Source organism: Candidatus Caldatribacterium saccharofermentans (assembly GCF_050267035.1).
GTDB lineage: Bacteria > Atribacterota > Atribacteria > Atribacterales > Caldatribacteriaceae > Caldatribacterium > Caldatribacterium saccharofermentans.
The window spans coordinates 1,112,293-1,127,028 of the sequence record NZ_CP187957.1; the positions used below are offsets into that span (position 1 = coordinate 1,112,293).

General features: G+C 55.1%; 14 protein-coding genes. 13 read left to right on the plus strand and 1 reads right to left on the minus strand.

From position 1 onward, the window contains the following. Positions 1-90: 90 nt before the first annotated feature. Positions 91-1,005 carry an ATP-binding cassette domain-containing protein gene (locus ACPT9Q_RS05635; RefSeq protein ID WP_427366667.1) on the plus strand — a complete coding sequence of 305 codons (915 nt, stop codon included), beginning with the start codon at positions 91-93 and terminating at the stop codon, positions 1,003-1,005. A 2-nt stretch (positions 1,006-1,007) separates the two neighbouring features. Further along, on the plus strand, positions 1,008-2,045 hold the full coding sequence (locus ACPT9Q_RS05640; protein WP_427366725.1) for an ABC transporter permease: 1,038 nt from the start codon (positions 1,008-1,010) through the stop codon (positions 2,043-2,045). Here ACPT9Q_RS05640 and ACPT9Q_RS05645 read toward each other — a convergent pair. Beyond that, positions 1,966-2,931 (minus strand): ATP-binding protein, encoded by a 966-nt coding sequence (locus ACPT9Q_RS05645; RefSeq protein WP_017874271.1) that lies wholly within the window; start codon positions 2,929-2,931, stop codon positions 1,966-1,968. The genes ACPT9Q_RS05640 and ACPT9Q_RS05645 overlap by 80 nt on opposite strands. A gap of 151 nt (positions 2,932-3,082) precedes the next feature. Here ACPT9Q_RS05645 and ACPT9Q_RS05650 point away from each other — a divergent pair, with 151 nt between their 5' ends. From ACPT9Q_RS05650 to xylB, 11 genes are all read left to right on the plus strand, one after another. Next, positions 3,083-3,961 carry a GGDEF domain-containing protein gene (locus ACPT9Q_RS05650; RefSeq protein ID WP_427366669.1) on the plus strand — a complete coding sequence of 293 codons (879 nt, stop codon included), beginning with the start codon at positions 3,083-3,085 and terminating at the stop codon, positions 3,959-3,961. Positions 3,962-4,257: 296 nt separating this feature from the next. Then, a complete protein-coding gene (locus ACPT9Q_RS05655; RefSeq protein WP_427366671.1) occupies positions 4,258-5,421 on the plus strand; it encodes a transaldolase family protein in 1,164 nt (387 codons plus the stop codon). A gap of 137 nt (positions 5,422-5,558) precedes the next feature. Beyond that, the gene (locus ACPT9Q_RS05660; protein WP_017873462.1) at positions 5,559-7,010 is read left to right on the plus strand and encodes an extracellular solute-binding protein; all 1,452 of its coding nucleotides are present in this window, start codon (positions 5,559-5,561) and stop codon (positions 7,008-7,010) included. 48 nt (positions 7,011-7,058) lie between these two features. Next, complete coding sequence (locus ACPT9Q_RS05665) at positions 7,059-7,991, plus strand: ABC transporter permease subunit (RefSeq protein ID WP_017873461.1); 933 nt, start codon at positions 7,059-7,061, stop codon at positions 7,989-7,991. Between the two features lie 18 nt (positions 7,992-8,009). Continuing rightward, a complete protein-coding gene (locus ACPT9Q_RS05670; RefSeq protein ID WP_427366674.1) occupies positions 8,010-8,831 on the plus strand; it encodes a carbohydrate ABC transporter permease in 822 nt (273 codons plus the stop codon). 6 nt (positions 8,832-8,837) lie between these two features. Further along, positions 8,838-9,062 carry a hypothetical protein gene (locus ACPT9Q_RS05675; protein ID WP_427366675.1) on the plus strand — a complete coding sequence of 75 codons (225 nt, stop codon included), beginning with the start codon at positions 8,838-8,840 and terminating at the stop codon, positions 9,060-9,062. A gap of 3 nt (positions 9,063-9,065) precedes the next feature. After that, complete coding sequence (locus ACPT9Q_RS05680; RefSeq protein WP_427366677.1) at positions 9,066-10,205, plus strand: ABC transporter ATP-binding protein; 1,140 nt, start codon at positions 9,066-9,068, stop codon at positions 10,203-10,205. Continuing rightward, positions 10,202-11,296 (plus strand): ABC transporter ATP-binding protein, encoded by a 1,095-nt coding sequence (locus tag ACPT9Q_RS05685; protein WP_427366678.1) that lies wholly within the window; start codon positions 10,202-10,204, stop codon positions 11,294-11,296. The genes ACPT9Q_RS05680 and ACPT9Q_RS05685 overlap by 4 nt, the downstream gene beginning before the upstream one ends. A 23-nt stretch (positions 11,297-11,319) precedes the next feature. Continuing rightward, the gene (locus ACPT9Q_RS05690; protein ID WP_427366679.1) at positions 11,320-11,709 is read left to right on the plus strand and encodes a dimethylsulfonioproprionate lyase family protein; all 390 of its coding nucleotides are present in this window, start codon (positions 11,320-11,322) and stop codon (positions 11,707-11,709) included. Positions 11,710-11,713: 4 nt separating this feature from the next. Then, on the plus strand, positions 11,714-13,165 hold the full coding sequence (locus ACPT9Q_RS05695) for an NAD-dependent succinate-semialdehyde dehydrogenase (protein WP_427366681.1): 1,452 nt from the start codon (positions 11,714-11,716) through the stop codon (positions 13,163-13,165). Positions 13,166-13,173: 8 nt separating this feature from the next. Further along, the gene (gene xylB, locus ACPT9Q_RS05700; RefSeq protein WP_427366683.1) at positions 13,174-14,724 is read left to right on the plus strand and encodes a xylulokinase; all 1,551 of its coding nucleotides are present in this window, start codon (positions 13,174-13,176) and stop codon (positions 14,722-14,724) included. The last annotated feature ends 12 nt before the right edge of the window (positions 14,725-14,736 follow it).

Below are 14,736 nucleotides of genomic sequence, written 5' to 3' on the forward strand. Positions count from 1 at the left end.
GGAAACCTTCCGGCCTCTTTTCATTTTCCATTATAACCGAAATACCCGGGGTTGTGGTAGAATAGGACACAACCTCGAAGGGGGTATCCAGTGGCCGTCCTTCTTGTTGAGGACCTCCACAAATCCTATGGTCCGGTTCAGGCGGTTCGGGGCGTGAGTTTCACCGTTGCAGCAGGGGAGGTTTTCGGCCTTCTTGGTCCCAATGGCGCGGGGAAGACCACAACGGTTGAGACGGTTATCGGGCTTTTGCGGCGTGACCGGGGAAAGGTTTTACTCTTTGGTCTTGACCCCGAGAAAGACCCTTTATCCATCAAATCCCGCATTGGTGTTCAGCTCCAGAGTATTCACCTTTTCCCCCGCCTGACGGTTTTTGAAACCCTCAGGCTCTTTGGTTCCTTCTACCCGAAAAGCAGGTCTCCTGAAGAGCTCCTTGCACTTTTGGGGTTGACCGATAAGGCCCGATCCCCGGTGGAGAAACTCAGCGGTGGGCAGCTCAAGCGCCTGAGCGTTGCCCTGGCCCTCGTGGGGGATGGGGAGGCGCTCTTCCTTGATGAACCGACGTCAGGGCTTGATCCTCAATCCCGGCGTGGGCTCTGGGAGGTTATCGAGCGGCTGCGAGAGGAGGGGAAGACCGTTTTTCTCACCACGCACTATCTCGATGAGGCGGAGCGCCTCTGTGACCGGGTGGCCATTATGGACGAGGGACGGATCATCGCCCTTGGAAGACCAAAAGACCTCATCGCCGAGCACTTCCGGGAGAAAGCCCTGGAAATCCCCCTTGCTGGGCTGGATGATGCCACGTTTTTTAAGGATCTCCCCGGGGTGACGCGGATACAGAAGGATGAAGACGTGGTTACCCTCTACACCCAGGACCTTGCGCAGACCTTTCTGGCCCTCAGCCGGCTCTCAGAGGCTCGGGGGATTTCCCTGCGGAACGTGGTCGTTCGGGAGGCAACCCTTGAGGATGTCTTCCTGCGCCTTACGGGGAGGAGGATTCGGGATTGAAGGTGTTCTGGTTTTTCCTTGTGGCACACAGCAAGAATACGTTCCGTGACCGGATGACGCTCTTTTGGTTTTTTGGTTTCCCGGTTCTTTTTGTGTTTCTTTTTGGCCTCATTTTCGGCAATGCCGGGAGTTCCTGGGATGTGCGGCTTGGAGTGGTGGAGGACACCCGTCTGTCCTTTGTGCTCTCGGTTTTTGGGAATGTGAAAGGCGTGGAGCTTTCCCGGGGTTCCCAGGAGGAGGAACTCGAGGCTTTGAGAAAGGGACAGCGTGACGTCGTTGTTGCGTTCGAGGAAGGGAATATTGTCCTTCTGGCTCCACCGCAGCATGCCGAGAAAGCCCAGTTCCTTTCGGGAGTGCTGCGGGGTGTGCTCCTTGAAGAGGAGCTGAAACGCCACGGTCTGCTTTCTCCTGCCGATGTTACGGTACGAACGCTGGCTTTTCCGCGGTTTCGCCAGATCGAGTACTTCCTTCCGGGGGTTCTGGCCATGGCTCTGATGCAGCTTGGGCTTTTTGGGTCTTTAGACTTTGTGGAGCTCCGGGAGAAAAAGGTCACGCGGTATCTTGCTGCTTTGCCAGTTCAAAGGAGCGTACTCCTTTTGAGCGAGGTTACCATGCGGGTGGGAATTGCCCTGCTGCAGACAGTGGTGATTCTTGCCGCAGGATGGGCATTTTTCCAGGTTCGCTATGTGGGGGCACTCCTGCCCCTGCTTTCCTGGGTACTCTTTGGCTCGGCAACGTTTGTGAGCCTGGGGTATCTCCTCACCTCTTTTGCGAGAACAGTGGAGAGCGCCTCAGGCCTTGTGCAAATGGTGCAGTTCCCCATGATGTTCCTTTCGGGAATTTTCTTCCCTCCGGAGATGATGCCCCAGTCGCTGCGCTTTGTGGTCCGCCTTTTCCCTCTGAGCTATTTTGGCGATGCCCTGCGGTACGTCACTGTTGGTGTTCCCACCCAGTTTGGCCTCAGGGTGGACTTCCTCGTTCTTTTTGCCTGGCTTCTTGGGTCGTTCCTCCTTGCCGTCCGCTTCTTCCGGTGGGAGTAAGAGGGGAACACCGTTCCCTTACCCGGCACACCGCACAGATCTCCCTGCTTGTCGGTTCTCCGCAGATCCGGCACTCCTGGAAAGTGTCGTTGGCCTCTCCTTTTTCGGGTTGCCTTGCAAGAGTTCGGGCAATGGCCAGGGCGAAGTCTCTACGCACTTCCTCAATCCGGTGGAGCATTTCCGTCCAGGAGTCCTTCCGGAGGAAAAAGGAGCACATGGTGCAGCCGGCAACGACGATTTCCCTGAACTTCGTGTAGGCGTAGTTCTCCTGTTCTAAAGAGAAAAAGAGCGGGCGGATGCGCGCCACAACCCTGGGGTGCAGCGAGGGCGTGAGGGGCTTGAGTTTCTCAAGCCAGAGGAAACTTTCCCTGTTTCCCGAAACCCAGGCTTTCAGGAAATACCGGGCAACGTCATCCGCACAGTGGCCGGTGGCAAGCTTCGTGAACCCATTTTCCCGGGCAAAGCGATTGAAAACGTATCGCTTGAGCATCCCGCAGGTCGCACATCGGGGACGGCGGGCCTTGCGGAAGAACTCGTCCATGTCCACACCCAGGTACTCAGAAAAGGACAGGAAATAGAAGGGGATGTCCCGTTCTTCACAGAAGCGTTCCACAACGTTTCTTGTTCGAGGGTTCGTGCACGCTGCGACTCCCACGTCCACATGGAGCACGGCAATGGAATACCCCAGGGTGTGGAGGACCTGGGCACAGCTTAAGCTGTCCTTTCCTCCTGAAACGGCCACAAGAATCCGGTCCTGGGAGGTGATGAGCTTTTCCCTTTGTATGAGACGCCGGATCCGGGATTCATAGTCTTTGAGAAAACATTCCCTGCAGAGGGCTTTCGTGATGTTCACTGCTGCAGTCTTCCCGCACAGGACACACTGCATGATATCCTCCCTAAAGCAATTATTTCTATCGTTATAGTAGTTTATAGGACCTTGCCCAGGGAAGTCAACGGTCTGGAGCCGCTCCAGTTCCCTGAAGAAGCAATTGCGGTATAATAGAGCTTTGAAAAAGTGCTTGAAGAAGGCCGACACAATGGCGAACAGGCTACGGAAAGCCATTTCCGCCTTTTTGGCCCTGAGGCACAGAAATCCGGGAATGTTTTCGCTTTTCATCATCCTGGGGGAGGCACTCCTCTGGTTTCTGGCCTTTCCGGTACTGCCTCCTGTTCGGTGGGATCCTGTGTACGTTGTCGTGACTCTTGGGCTTTTCATCCCCGTCTTTTTCTCCTTCCCCCTGGTTTCGCTTCTCAAACACTGGCCTGGGGAACTGGGGTGGTGGCTCCTTGTGTCAGGAGTGGCGACGGAATCCTTCGACCAGTTTACGGAGGAACCGGTCCTTTTCGGCGCCGTTCTTCCCGCCGCGTGCGCCATTTTAGGGTGGTCGCTTCTTGCCTGGGCGATTCACCGGAGCTTTCGTCTTGCCAGGGAGCAGTCGTTTCGGGATCCTCTGACCGGCCTCTACAACCGGGCATATTTTGAGCGGGAAGTTCCTCGCCTCCTTGAGCGGGTGTACCGGGAGGGTACACCTTTTACTCTTGCTCTCCTTGATTGCGACGGGCTGAAAGCAATCAACGATTGCTATTCCCATGGCTTTGGGGATCTGGCGCTCTGTCTTCTTGGGGAATCGCTTCGTGAAGGGTCCCGAAAAAGCGACATCCTCATCCGCTACGGAGGTGACGAGTTTCTCCTTTTGCTCCCCGGGGCAAGCTGTGAGGAAGCCGAAAAGGTCATAGCCCGGATTCAGAAGATTCTCGACGAAAAGACGAAATTTCTGCCCTGTCCTTTTGGTTTCAGCGCCGGGGTGATTTCCTGGACGCCCGGGGAGGAACCTCTTGACCTTGCGGCCCTTTTCGCGCAGGCCGATGCCGCAATGTATGCAGCCAAGCGCGAGAGGAAACCCTCGCTGGAGTAGAGCTCCGCTTATCGCTTCGTTTCCTCTGGCGTCGATGGTTCCGGAGGGCCTGCTTTTTGGACATTTTATGTCGAGGGTAAAAACCCCTGTCTGCTATCAGTAGCATTGCTGTGAAGCCCTCAAACCTTTCCAGGACTTCCCTGCGCGAGATGCGGAGGGTGGTAAAATCGGGGAGCAACGACATGGGCTTTTTGAAAGTCCTCCCTACAGAGTCTTGACAAAAATCAGGGTACTGGTTACACTTTAATCGGTTCATAAATTCCATGTTATTTTCAACACTTTCAGGAGGTTTTCCCATGAGCCAGGAACCACTCGCCCCAAGGCCAGAACTCCTTGAAGGGCTCAAAGAACGTAACCCCGACCTGGAACTGTGGTGGGATGCCCATCCAGGGTACTACCAGGTTTTCCTTGCCAGCCTCAGGGAAAGGGGTGTCGATGACGCCACGCTCTCAGTCCTTCGCCGCTTCATGTCCCACAACGAGGGAGGAGTGTTCTTCTTCGATGGAGTGACCACCAACCCTCCCCTGGTCCTTCGGCTCCTTGAGTCCCGGCCTCAGGTGGTTGCCAGAGTGCAGGAGCTTGGCCGGGTCTTCTTTTCCGACACGCATCCTGGGTGGTTTGACCTCTACCTGATGGTGGGGAAGCTCGGTGCCGACAAGTTCCTCTCCAACTTCTACCGCAGAGGCCGCCGATACGGCTTTGTCTGCCTCCAGGTTGACCCAAGGAAGAGCACCGATGAAGCGACGATGGTCCTCCAGGCCCTGGAGATTTCCCGGACAAGCCCCAACCTCATGGTGAAAATTCCCGCCACAAGGGCTGGCCTTGCGGTGATGGAGGAAATCGTAAGCTTTGGCGTTCCGGTGAACGCCACCTCCTGCTTCTGCGTCCCCCAGGTGGTCCAGGTCGCCCAGGCCATGAAGCGGGGGTACGAGAAGGGGAAGGCCCGGGGTATTGACTACAGCGGCTGGCGGGCGGTCATCACCATGATGCTCGGTCGCTGGGAGGCCTCAACGGAGCTCACCGAAGAAGCCAAAGCCAGAGGTGTTACCCTTGAAGAGGCAGACCTCCGCTTCTTCGGTATCCTCATGGCCAAAAGAGCCGTTGATGCAGTCGAGGCCCTTGGGGCTCCGGCCAAAGTCCTCGTCTGCTCCACCCGAAAAGGTCCAGGCAATACCTACCTCCACCTTGAGGAGCTTGCCAAACTCCCCCTTGTCATCACCATGAACCCTGAGGCTTTAGAGTGGGGCATGACCCTCCTCCGGAAAGAGCGGGCCAGAGCGCCCTTTGCAGTTCCCAAAACCACAGAGGAGAAGCTCCACAAACTCGACTTTGCCCGAAGAAGCCTTGAGGTTGATGGTTTCACCATGGAGGACATTGCCGCCTCAAGTGCGCAGACCCACAACCTCAAGGAGTTCTCTCAGGCGATGGAGAGAATTGAAGGCATCCTCTCAGGATGCTGAGGGGATGGAAAACACAAAAGGAGGTGAGGTGGAAAACACAAAAGGGACGTCATGGAGCGCAAAACATGGATTTTCCGGTCGTCCTGCTAATCGTGTGACGCCACTTGAGGAAATGCCGGGAGGAAAGGAGGAGTAGCATGAGGTACCGTGGGTTGGTAGTCGGGAGTCTTGTGGTGATGCTCGTTGTGGGATGTGCTTTTGCCCTTCTGGCACAGGAAAAGTTTGGACTCAAGGACATCCCGGAGATTAAGAACAAAAAACCCATTAACATGATTGTTGAGACCGGTGCAGCGTGGGACAAAGTGATTGAGTACATCAAGCAGTTCGAGACTGTAACAGGGGTCAAGGTGAACATTGAGCGCGTGGCCTCTCCGGTGGTGTACTCGAAGGAGAACGTCGAGCTCATGGCTGGAACAGGGTACTATGATGTGGTCTACGTCGAGACCTCGTGGACCTGTGAATGGTCGGATTACCTCTTTGACCTTGAAGAGCTTGCCGCAAAGTACGACCCCAGGGGCGTTGAGGGGTTCCGGGAGGATATTCAGAACATTTCTCCTGTCCTTTTGCGGTGCGGTCAGGCCTATGGGAAACAGATGGTCCTGCCTTTCTACACCTACCATATGGGGATGTTCCTCCGCCAGGATGTGTACGATGACCCCACAGAACAGGCAGCTTTCAAGGCCAAGTATGGATACGACCTGAAACCTCCGACAACCTACAAGGAGCTTTATGACCAGGCGGAATTCTTCACCCGCAAGAAGGGTGACACGCTCAAAGGAAAAACCCTGGACCACGACCTCTACGGTGTGGCCATGATGGCGGGTGCCTACCAGATCAACGACGAAATCAGCTGCTGGATCTGGGGCATGGGTGGCGACTATGCAACAGTCGTGAGGAACCCTGACGGGACCATCAAGGAATTCGTTATCACTAAGAAGGACAAAGACATCCTGAAGCAGGCTTTGGCCCAGTACAAAGACCTTCTAAAGTTTGCCCCTGCCGGGTGCCTCACGGCCAACTTCGACTTTGCTTGTGCCCAGCAAGGAGAGGGCTTCGCCATTATTCAGCCGCACCAGTTTGCCAGCCTCTTCACCTGGACAGCAGATCTCCTTAAGGAGAAAGTTCCCGATGGGAAACTTGGCATCTACCCCACCATTGGTGGGCAACCTTACACCGGCGCCTGGTCTCTGGGCGTGGCAAGAGCGAGCAAGAACCCCGAAGCAGCGTACTGGCTTGTCCGCTACATTGCCTCCTACGACTGTCAGAAGGTTCTTATGAAGGAAGGCGGCCAGTTCTCAGCCCGTATGGACCTCCTGCTTGATCCCGAGTTCCACTCTCCTGAGACTGAATACCCGCTTGGTCTTGTGTGCAGTTACCTTGTGGATATCTGGAAGCAGCAGGCGCCCTACGTGGACAACTACTGGTACTTCAACACAAGAGCCGGTGGAAAGGTGTATGAGATGCAGATGAACGTACTCCACAAACCCATGGCAGAAGAAGTGACCATTGACGAATGTGTGGAAGAACTTGTGGCCAAGACCATTGAGCTTACCTCGAAGTTCGATACTGTGCCTATTCGGGAGGAGTGACATTCAAGCCCCAGGGCACGTGCCCTGGGGCTCTGTGGAGGGAGACGGATGAGGACAGAGACCTTTTCTGAAGCCCAGGCAGGATATGCGGTGGCGAGAAAACCCACCATCTGGGAAGTGCTCACCAGCGAAAAGTACTTCAAGTGGACCTTGCTCATTCCCCTCCTTGTAGTGCTGGCAATCTTCATGCTCTATCCTCTGCTCTACTGTGCGTACTACTCGTTTCACCAGTGGGGGATGCGGGGAGAGGCGATATATGTTGGAGCCCAGAACTACCGGCAGCTTCTCAATGACAAGGCGTTTCTCGAGGCTCTGTACAGGACCCTGAAGGTTCTTGTGATCTGCGTATCGTGTGAACTTCTCATCGGTCTTGGTCTTGCTCTTTTGTGGAGCCGAGAATTCCCTGGTGAAAATATTGTCCGTGGTCTTGCCCTTCTGCCCCTTCTTGTTGCTCCCTTGATTCTTTCGCTTCTCTGGAACTTTATGTTTGAGTACGATTTTGGGGCCGTGAATCTCATCCTGCAGGCCCTGGGGTTGAGCAAGGTGTACTGGTGGTCTCCGCAGCGGGCCTTATACACGATTTGTTTTATCACCATCTGGCAGTGGTTCCCCTTTTCGACCTTCGTCCTGGTAGCCGGGTTGCGCAGTCTTCCCAAGGATGTTTTCGAGGCGGCAAAAGTGGATGGAGCTTCACCCTGGTACACTTTCCGCCGCCTGACCCTGCCGATGCTGAGTCCTCTGATCATGATTATCGTTGTTCTGCGGACCATGTGGCTGATTCGGCTTTTCGACCCTCTCTATGGGACGACCCGGGGAGGGGTACAGACCGAGCTCCTTGATTGGATTGTGTATCGCACGGCTTTCGTGTACTTCGACATCGGGTACGGTTCAACAATGGCCATCTTTTCGCTGGTTCTCACCATTGCGGTGTGCGCCATTATGTTCAAGATGCTTATGAAAGCCCTTGGGGGCACACGCTGAAGGAAGGTGGAGTGTCACATGAGTACGCTTGGGAAAGTGATGTTCTGGCTGGTTACGGCTTTCGTCCTCTTTGTCATCGTGGCACCCCTTGCCTGGATATACCTCACGGCTTTTAAGTCGCCAAACGACATCTTCACCACTGAGGCGAGGAAGCTCATTTTTTTCAAGCCTACCATGGAGAATTTCAACCGGCTCTTCCGGGAATTCCCCTTCTGGGACAATTTCCTGAACACAGTCATCATCAGTGTCTCAAGTACTGTGGTGGTGATGGTGATTTCTTCTCTGGCGGCTTACAGTTTTGCTCGCTGGAACACGGGGAAGGGCCACCTCCTCTTCACTACCATTTCCACGAGAATGTTCCCCGGAGTGGTGGCGGCCATTCCTTTCTTCGTCATGTACCGGAATCTCGGGTTTCTGGATACCCGTTTTGGCCTGGCTCTTCTTCATATCTATTTCAATACCTCTTTCGCAACCTTCCTCCTCTATGGGTTCTTTAAGGAAATCCCCGAGGAGCTGGAACAAGCAGCCATGGTGGACGGGTACAGCCGGGTGGATATTTTCCGGAAGATTGTTCTTCCCCTCGTGCGTCCTGGGCTTGCTGTGACTGCGGTCTTTTGCCTTGTGTGGTCCTGGAATGAGTTCCTCTTCAGTTTCCTTTTCACCCGTGTTGCCGCTCGACCGGTTACGGTGCTCATTTCCTCATTCTGGGGTTCTATTGAGGTGCAATATGGTCCCATGGCTGCAGGAGCGGCTATTGTGATCCTCCCAACCCTTGTTGCGGCATGGTTCATGCAACGGTACATCATTCGTGGCCTGACCTTTGGTGCAGTGAAGGGTTGAAGACCAATGGAGAAAGGCTGGTTGACGACAATGCTTCCCCGAATGAGTACTGGCGACTGGATTTTCTGGTCTATCCTTTCCTGGATTTTTGTGAACCTCCTGTGGATCAAATTTGTGGAGAGGTTTATACCCCTCTGGGTGGGAACAATTGTCGCCACAATCTTTGCGCTCATCCTCCTCAAGTACGGTCCACGCCCCAGGGAAGAGGAGGAAGAGGAAGGAGAGGAATGACCCATGGCAGAGGTCCGGCTGGAAAACGTTGTGAAGATGTACGGAAAGAAAATGGCCGTTCGAGGGGTGAGTTTCACCTGTCGGGAAGGGGAGTTTTTCTCGATTCTGGGTCCCACCGGTGCGGGAAAGACTACCATTCTTAAAATGATTGCCGGAATAGAACCGGTGACTGCAGGGAAAATTTATTTCAACGACCGGGTGGTCAACGACCTTCCCCCGCAAGAGCGCAACGTCTCCATGGCTTTTGAAACCTACAACCTCTACCCTCACATGACGGTTTATGAAAATATCGCCTTTCCCCTGAGAGCTCCAAGGTGGCGGTTGAAACTCACTCCCGAGGAGGAAAAAAAGCGGGTGGAGGAGATTGCTGCATTCCTTGGAATTGACAGGCTCCTCGACCGCCTTCCTCAGAACCTGAGTGGAGGGCAAAAACAGCGGGTTTCTCTGGCGAGGGCCCTCGTGCGGAGAGCCGAAGTATACCTCCTTGATGAGCCGATTGCCCATCTTGATGCCAAACTCAAGTTTTCAACGCAGACGCTTCTTAAGGAGTTTGCCCGGCGGTACGGGAGCACCATTATCTACGTCACACATGATTTCCGGGAGGCCCTGGCGCTTTCTGACCGTATGGTCGTTCTTCGCCGGGGCAAAGTGGAGCAGGAAGGCACGCCTGAAGAAATTTACTACTACCCCAGGACGGATTTCGTTGGAAGACTCGTCGGAGACCCTCCCATGAACCTTGTTGATGGAGAACTTCTCAGCCGCAATGGTGTTCTCTTCTTCTGCAAGGGAGAAGATTTCATGCTGCGTCTTGAAGGGACCCTGGCAGAGAGGGCAGAGAGTGTGGCCCGGGAGGAAAATGGGAAACGAGTTGTCCGTCTGGGAATCCGACCAGAGCATATTCGTCTCAGCGGAGAAAAACCATCGGATAATGCCCTCCGGTTTCCTGTTTATGCTGTCATTCACGAAAGCGAGAGCAGCGTGGTCACTTTCAGGCTCAAAGACAATACCTTCCTGTACGTCCGAACGGTTGGTTTTTGTAAGTACGGGAGAGGAGAAGAGGTCTGGCTCGACTTTGACCCCCAGTGGGTGTTCTTCTACGGGAAGACGGTGGAAGTTGCAAAGGAAGGGAGCTCGGAGCAATGAGCAGGATTGATGTCAACCATGTGTGGAAAATATACCCTCGGGGGAACGTTGTCGCAGTGCAGGATCTCACGTTTACCTGCCATGATAAGGAATTCCTGGCCATTCTTGGTCCCTCAGGTGGTGGGAAGAGCTCAACCTTGAGGATGCTCGCAGGGCTTGAAGATATCACCAGGGGGGAGATTCTCTTCGACGGAAAAGTAGTGAACCACCTTGGACCAGCCGAGCGCAACGTTGCCCTGGCTTTTGAATCCTATGCTCTGTACTATCGCCTCAACGTTTACGAGAACATTGCCTTTCCCTTGAGGGCTCGGGGCATGAAAGGTCCTGAGGTGGATAAGCGGGTGAAGTTCATCGCCGAACTCCTCGAGCTCACCCCGTACCTCAAAAAGTACCCCGGATCTCTGGCCGGCGGTGTTCAGCAGCGGGTGTCCCTGGCGAGGGCCCTGGTGCGGAAACCCAATGTGACGCTTCTTGATGAGCCGCTCTCGCACATGGACCAGCGAGTTCGTCACGAACTTCGGGCCCGCATCCGCCATCTCCATGACGAGCTTGGTCTGACAACGATTTACGTTACCCACGACCAGGCGGAGGCCATTGCCCTGTGTGACCGGTTGCTCATCATCAACGAGGGAAAACTCCAGCAAATTGGCACGGTGGAGGAGGTCTGGAACCGCCCGGCCAACAAATTCGTGGCCTATTTCATCGGGGAGCCCACCATGAACTTCATTCCGGCGGTGGTGGAGAACGAACGCGCTGTGGCTATCTTGACCGACGAAGGAAAGAGGGTTTTTACCCTTGGGGGTAGCCTGGACTCAAAGTACATCGGAGTGGAAGTGACGCTTGGAGTTCGACCTCAGCACGTTGAGGTCTTCCGCGAACGGCAAAGGGAGAATGCCATTGCCGGAGTGGTCAAGGTCATTGAGTTCCAGGGAGACAAAACGGTGCTTACGGTTCGCCTTGAGGACAGTATGCAAACTGATGCTAAGGCAGTGGTTCCTGCCAGAGAGCGGTACGCTGAGGGGGATACCGTGTGGCTCTATTTTGCCCCTGCGGTCATTCGGGTTTTTGAGGAAGAGCATCTGATTCTCTGAGAACTTGGGAGGTGACGTTCCACATGGCCTACATCGTCAACATCAACGAAGTAGCCCCGGACACCTGTGAACGGTCGTTCCGGTACTTTGCGAAAGCCAGGAAGGGCGAAACGCTTCGGGATACCTACTGGCTTATTGACCCGGAAACCTCGCCCTCGAAGGTCCTGAAGCTCGGGTACACCATTGTGTACCCCGATGGCAAAACCACAGGACACGCCCACCCGGATGAGGAGGAGGTGTACTTTGTCCTCAGCGGTCGGGGGGAAATGGTCATTGGGGATGAGCGGTTCCCCATTCAAGAGGGAGACGCCTTCTACGTGGAGCCTGGGAAGTACCACGTGACGTACAATACCGGGATTCTTCCTCTTGTCATTCTCTGGGTTACCGGAAAGGTCAAGCAGGAAGGAGCGTGAACCGATGGAAGTTCAGGGCATGATTATCGGCGGGAAGTTCGTGACCGAAAGCGGTACAGGGAAGTACATTGACGTCATCAACCCGGCAACAGAAGAAGTCATTGCCCGGGTCCCGGCGGCTTCAGAGGAACAGGTCGATGAAGCAGTCCAGGCAGCCTGGAAGGCTTTCGAACGGTGGTCCCGATTCAGCCCCTTTGAACGGGCTCGTTTCCTCCACAAAGCTGCTCAGCTTGTTGAGGAACGGGCAGAGGAGATCGGTCGTATCCTCACTGCTGAAGAGGGAAAGCCCCTGAAGGAAGCAGTCAGCGAGGTTAAAGGCTCTGCCGAAGTTCTGCGGTACTTTGCCGAAGCAGGGAAGCGGGTTTTTGGGGAGATCATTCCTCTTGATAAGGCGAACCTCCAGAGCATCGTCATTCGCCAGCCCATTGGCGTTGTGGCTGCCATTACCCCCTGGAATTACCCGGTACAGCTCCTTGCCTGGAAGGTTGCTGCAGCGCTGGCGGCAGGATGTACGGTGGTGGCTAAACCCCCCTCAGAAACCCCGCTCTCACCGCTCAAGTTTCTGGCCTGTTTCCTTGATGCCGGTCTTCCTGAGGGTGCGGTGAATGGTGTCACCGGAGCAGGGTCGGTCGTTGGCAAAAGCCTCATCCTCCACCCCCTTGTCCGGAAGGTGAGCTTTACCGGGTCTACTGAAGCAGGGAAGAAGGTCATGGAGTACTGCGCTTTTGGAGTGAAACGGGTGTCCCTTGAGCTTGGAGGACAGTCCCCGCTTATCGTCTGCGCCGATGCCGACCTTGAAAAGGCTGTGAAAGGCGGGGTACGGCGGTCCTTCCGGAACATGGGGCAGGTCTGCAACTCTGTGAACCGCATTTACGTGGAAAAACCAATCTATGAGACCTTCGTGGAGAAGTTCGTTGCCGAAACCAGGAAGCTCCGTATTGGCAACGGCCTCACGGATCCTGATGTTGACCTTGGTCCGATGGTGAGCCTTGAAGCTCTGGAGAAAGTTAAGGAGCACATTGAGGACGCGGTGCGCAAAGGCGCAAAGGTCCTCTGCGGCGGGAAGAAACCGGAAGGAGAGCAGTACGCAAAGGGATACTTCTTCGAACCCACGGTGGTTGTTGATGTTACCCACGATATGCTCATCATGAGGGAGGAAACCTTTGGCCCGGCGGTGGGCATTATGCCCTTTGAGAGCCTTGAAGAGGCCATTGCCTGGTCGAATGCGACCCGCTATGGCCTTGCCGCATACGTGTACACCTCAAGCCTTGAGAGAGCACGCCGTATCTGCCTTGGCCTTGAGTGTGGGAACATTGGCCTCAACAACGTCGATGTTGCCACCATTTACGCCCCGTACACTGGGTGGAAGGAGAGCGGCTTTGGCACTGATCTTGGTCCGGAGGGTATCCTTTCGTACCTTGAGATGAAGCACATCAAGGTGGAGTTTGCCGACTGAGGGGAGGAATGAGCTTGGCAGAAAAAAAGCCCTGTGTGGTGGGGATCGACATCGGGACGTCAAGCTGCAAGACCCTTGCGGTTGACGAAGAGGGGCGGGTGCTCTCGAGGGCCACTCGGGAGTACCCGGTGTACAACCCCTTCCCGGGCTGGTCAGAGCAGGATCCTTCAGACTGGTGGGAAGCGGCAAAAGCGACGCTTTTGGAAGTCTCCCGGGATGTTGAAGGAAAGGGCTACACCGTTGAGGGTATCGGCCTTACCGGGCAGATGCATGGGCTTGTGCTCCTTGATGAAGCGGGGAATGTCCTCCGTCCCTGCATCATGTGGAACGACCAGAGGAGTGCCCCGTATTGTGCAAAAATCCACGAAATGGTGGGTGGGGAACGGGAGTTCATCAAAATCACGAATAACCCCATGCTTCCGGGATACACGGGAGGGAAAATCCTCTGGGTTCAGGAGAACGAGCCCGAAGTCTTTAAAAAGGCGGAGAAATTCCTCTGCCCCAAAGACTACATCCGCTTGAGACTTACAGGAAAATACGCTACAGATGTGAGCGATGCCTCTGGAACTGGACTCTTCTCTGTGCGAGAGAGGGCCTGGGCGAAAGATCTCATCAGGGAACTTGGGGTTGCCTTTGACCTTTTCCCTGAAGTCTTCGAATCCCCGGAGATTACAGGCTCGGTGCTTCCTGCGGTGGCTCAGGAAGTGGGTGTGCGTCCGGGGGTGCCCGTTGTAGGTGGAGGAGGAGATGCCGTCGTTCAGACGGTGGGAGTTGGTGCCGTTCGTCCTGGAACTATCAGCATCACCCTGGGGACAGCAGGTATTGTGGGCATGTCTCTGGATCGGTTCTACGAGAATCCGGGGAATACTCTGCAGTTTTTCTGCAACGCCATTCCTGGGAGCTGGATTGTTTACGGAACAACGCTTGCCGCAGGAGGGTCCCTGAGCTGGTTCAGAAACACCTTTGGAGGGTTAGAGCGGGAACTTGCTCGCCTCATTGGTGAATCCTCCTATGACCTCCTGAGCCGGGAGGCTGAGCTCAGTGCTCCTCTGGCCAGGGGCATCCTCTTTTTACCCTACCTCATTGGGGAACGCTGCCCCCATGCGGACCCCTTTGCCCGGGGTGTTCTCATCGGCTTTGGTCTCCACCATACCCGGAACGACATTGTCCGCAGCGTCTTTGAAGGGATTGTTTTCAGCCTTCGGGATGTCTTCGCCCTTATGGAGGGCCTGGGGCTTTCCGTCTCCCAGGTACGAATCTCAGGGGGTGGAGCAAAAAGTAAGCTCTTCCAAAAGCTCCATGCCGATATCTTCAATTCCGAGGTTGTTGCCGTTGCCTACGGAGAGGAGGGAGGGAGTTACGGTGCGGCCCTCCTTGCGGGAGTCGGGATTGGCCTCTGGTCTTCGATGGAGGAGGCAGTGGGGAAGCTCGAGATTACGGAACGAACCCTCCCCGACCCGGAACAGGCCAGGCTCTACGGGGAGTTCTTTAGGGTTTACCAGCACCTCTACGGGGTGCTCAGGGAAACCTTCAGAACCATTAGCAGCTTTCAGACATAAGCGGAGGGTATG

Excerpts from the sequence above, each read along its gene's own strand:
- ACPT9Q_RS05645 (WP_017874271.1), bottom strand. The coding sequence starts at position 2,931 with ATGCAGTGTGTCCTGTGCGGGAAGACTGCAGCAGTGAACATCACGAAA.
- ACPT9Q_RS05650 (WP_427366669.1), top strand. The coding sequence starts at position 3,083 with ATGGCGAACAGGCTACGGAAAGCCATTTCCGCCTTTTTGGCCCTGAGG.
- ACPT9Q_RS05655 (WP_427366671.1), top strand. The coding sequence starts at position 4,258 with ATGAGCCAGGAACCACTCGCCCCAAGGCCAGAACTCCTTGAAGGGCTC.
- ACPT9Q_RS05660 (WP_017873462.1), top strand. The coding sequence starts at position 5,559 with ATGAGGTACCGTGGGTTGGTAGTCGGGAGTCTTGTGGTGATGCTCGTT.
- ACPT9Q_RS05665 (WP_017873461.1), top strand. The coding sequence starts at position 7,059 with ATGAGGACAGAGACCTTTTCTGAAGCCCAGGCAGGATATGCGGTGGCG.
- ACPT9Q_RS05670 (WP_427366674.1), top strand. The coding sequence starts at position 8,010 with ATGAGTACGCTTGGGAAAGTGATGTTCTGGCTGGTTACGGCTTTCGTC.
- ACPT9Q_RS05675 (WP_427366675.1), top strand. The coding sequence starts at position 8,838 with ATGGAGAAAGGCTGGTTGACGACAATGCTTCCCCGAATGAGTACTGGC.
- ACPT9Q_RS05680 (WP_427366677.1), top strand. The coding sequence starts at position 9,066 with ATGGCAGAGGTCCGGCTGGAAAACGTTGTGAAGATGTACGGAAAGAAA.
- ACPT9Q_RS05685 (WP_427366678.1), top strand. The coding sequence starts at position 10,202 with ATGAGCAGGATTGATGTCAACCATGTGTGGAAAATATACCCTCGGGGG.
- ACPT9Q_RS05690 (WP_427366679.1), top strand. The coding sequence starts at position 11,320 with ATGGCCTACATCGTCAACATCAACGAAGTAGCCCCGGACACCTGTGAA.
- ACPT9Q_RS05695 (WP_427366681.1), top strand. The coding sequence starts at position 11,714 with ATGGAAGTTCAGGGCATGATTATCGGCGGGAAGTTCGTGACCGAAAGC.
- xylB (WP_427366683.1), top strand. The coding sequence starts at position 13,174 with ATGAGCTTGGCAGAAAAAAAGCCCTGTGTGGTGGGGATCGACATCGGG.